We start from the raw sequence: 3,057 nt of genomic DNA, 5'->3' as shown, positions 1-3,057 counted from the left end.
GAAGCATCTATGGGGCATGTTAGAGATTTGCCTAAAAGTACATTAGGCGTTGATATAGAAGATAATTTTAATCCAAAATATATAACTATTAGAGGAAAAGGTGATTTAATAGCTAAATTGAAAAAAGCTGCTAAAAAAGCAGATAAAGTTTTTCTTGCAACTGACCCTGACCGTGAAGGAGAAGCTATATCTTGGCATTTAGCCAATATATTAAAAATATCAGAAGATAAAAAATGTAGAATCGTATTTAATGAAATAACAAAAAATGCTGTAAAAGCCTCTATAAAAGAAGCAAGACAAATTAATTATAATTTAGTTGATGCTCAGCAAGCTAGAAGAGTTGTAGATAGATTAGTTGGATATGAAATTAGCCCAATTTTATGGAAAAATGTTAAATGGGGATTGAGTGCTGGAAGAGTTCAATCATCAGCGCTTAAACTAATATGTGATAGGGAAAATGAAATTAAAGCCTTTGAACCTAAAGAATATTGGACAGTAGATTGTACAGCTACAAAGGACCGAAAAAAATTCCCTATAAAATTAACTCAATATAAAGGTAAAAAAATTGAAATAAGCACAGAAGAAGAAAGTAATAAAATAATAGAAGAATTAAAAAAGAATAAATTTATAGTTACTAAAGTTAAAAAAGGCACTAAGTTAAAAAATCCATTAGCTCCATTTACCACTAGTACACTTCAACAAGAAGCCTCAAAAAAACTTAATTTTATGACTAAGAGAACAATGTCAATAGCTCAAGTTTTATATGAAGGTGTAGAAGTAAAAGGGCATGGGACTGTAGGTCTTATTACTTACATGAGAACAGACTCTGTTAGAATATCAGATGAAGCTCAAGGAAAGGCTCTTGATTTTATTAATTCTAATTTTGGAAAAGAATATATACCAGCTAAGCCAAGAGTTTATAAGAGTAAGAAAAATATACAAGATGCTCACGAAGCAATTAGACCATCTGTAATTGAAATTACTCCAGAAGTTGCAAAAAATTCATTAACTTCAGAGCAGTATAAATTATATTCTCTAATTTGGAATAGATTTATGGCAAGTCAAATGGCATCTTGTGAACTTAATACTAATAGTATTGAAATTATGAATGGAGATTATAAGTTTAAAGCTAGTGGTTCAACAGTTAAATTTGATGGATTTATGAAGCTTTATGAATATATGACAGAAGAGGATAATGAAGATGTTTCATTACCAAAACTTGAAGAAAATGACGAATTAAATAAGGTTAATATAGAAGGAAAACAGCATTTTACTCAGCCACCAGCTAGATATACTGAAGCATCATTTGTTAAGCTACTAGAAGAGAAGGGGATAGGAAGACCAAGTACCTATGTTCCAACGATTTCTCTTTTATTAAATAGAGATTATGTAAATAGAGAAAAGAAGAATTTAGTTCCAACAGAACTTGGGTTTATTGTTAACAATATAATGGAAGAGTATTTTCAGCAAATCGTTGATGTAGATTTTACTGCAGAGATGGAAAGAAATTTAGATTATATTGAAGAAGGCAAGGAAGAGTGGAAAAGAGTTGTAGAAGAATTCTTTACTCCTTTGAAAGGAGCTTTAGAAAAAGCGGAAAAAGAAATATCTAAAGTAGTAATTGAAGATGAAGTAAGTGATGTTCCTTGTGATAAATGCGGTAGGATGATGGTTATTAAACGTGGTAGGTATGGAAAGTTCTTAGCTTGTCCTGGTTATCCTGATTGTAAAAATGCTAAACCTATAGTAGAAGAAATTGATGCACCATGTCCTAAATGTGGAGGGAAAATACTTGCTAAGAAAAGTAAAAAGGGTAAGAAATTCTTTGGATGTTCTAATTATCCGAACTGTGACTTTGTAAGTTGGAATGAACCATTGAAAGACAAATGTCCAGAATGTGGTGAATATATGGTTTTAAAATATAGTAAAACTAAGGGGAATTATGCTCAGTGTTCAAATTCGAACTGTAATAAAATTGTTAATATAAAAACTGTAAAAGATGAAGAATAATTAAACGAAATTGATTACATGTGAATAAAATATTAAAATTAAATATTTTTTTCTAGAAAATGTCGAAATTACTAAGAAATTTGTTGAAAATAAAAAATTCCTATGATAGTATAAATAAGTAGTAAACATATTTTTGGAAAATTTATATAATTTGAAATTTTCTAAAAATTTCAGGGCTTATTCGTAGGAGGAAGAGTGAATGTCAGCGTTATTAAATAAGACTAGGATGTTAAATAAAATATTACAAAAGTCAGGAACTGATCCGGTTGCTTTTGAAGATATAAGTGAATTATTAAGTGATGTATTATCATGTAATGTATATGTTACTAGTAGAAGAGGAAAAGTACTAGGATATACATTTTCTAAGAATTTTGAATGTGATGTAATGAAGAAACAAGTTGTAGATGAAAAGAGATTTCCGAAGGAATATAATGAAAACCTACTAAATATACATGAAACTGCTGCTAATCTATCTAACCAAGGATTATGTGTTTTCGAAGATGAAGGAAATTGCATTATGGAAGATAAGATAACTACTATTGTACCTATAATGGGAAATAGAGAAAGATTAGGAACATTAATTCTAGCAAGATTTGGAGAACACTTTACAGATGAAGATTTAGTTCTTGCAGAGTATAGTGCAACTATAGTTGGATTAGAAATATTAAGATCTAAGCAAGTTGAAATTGAAGAGGAAGCTAGAAAAAAAGCTGTTGTTCAATTAGCTATTGGAACATTATCTTATTCAGAACTTGAAGCAGTTGAACATATATTTGGTGAATTAGAAGGTAATGAAGGATTATTAGTTGCATCAAAGATTGCTGATAAAGTTGGAATTACTAGAAGTGTAATTGTTAATGCATTAAGAAAGTTTGAAAGTGCAGGAGTTATAGAATCAAGATCTCTTGGAATGAAGGGAACACATATTAAGATTTTAAATGACAAGTTATTAGATGAATTAAAAAAAATAAATTAACATAAACTAAAAGCGTTAAATTACTATTAATTTAACGCTTTTTAATTTCGTATAATAATTTAATTTATTAA

Annotated in this window: 2 protein-coding genes; both read left to right on the top strand. The window is 29.0% G+C overall.

The window, feature by feature from the left end; genetic code table 11:
- A partial coding sequence (gene topA / locus HUJ77_RS15255; protein ID WP_291710102.1) for a type I DNA topoisomerase occupies positions 1-2,010 on the top strand: 2,010 nt, incomplete at its 5' end.
- Between the two features lie 199 nt (positions 2,011-2,209).
- A complete protein-coding gene (gene codY, locus HUJ77_RS15250) occupies positions 2,210-2,986 on the top strand; it encodes a GTP-sensing pleiotropic transcriptional regulator CodY (protein WP_291710100.1) in 777 nt (258 codons plus the stop codon).
- The last annotated feature ends 71 nt before the right edge of the window (positions 2,987-3,057 follow it).

The sequence above is a fragment of the Clostridium sp. genome (assembly GCF_021443865.1).
Taxonomy (GTDB): Bacteria; Bacillota; Clostridia; order Clostridiales; family Clostridiaceae; genus Clostridium.
This window is presented reverse-complemented; position numbering and strand designations above follow the sequence as displayed.

Coding starts and splice junctions, on each gene's coding strand:
- codY (WP_291710100.1), top strand. CDS start 2,210: ATGTCAGCGTTATTAAATAAGACTAGGATGTTAAATAAAATATTACAA.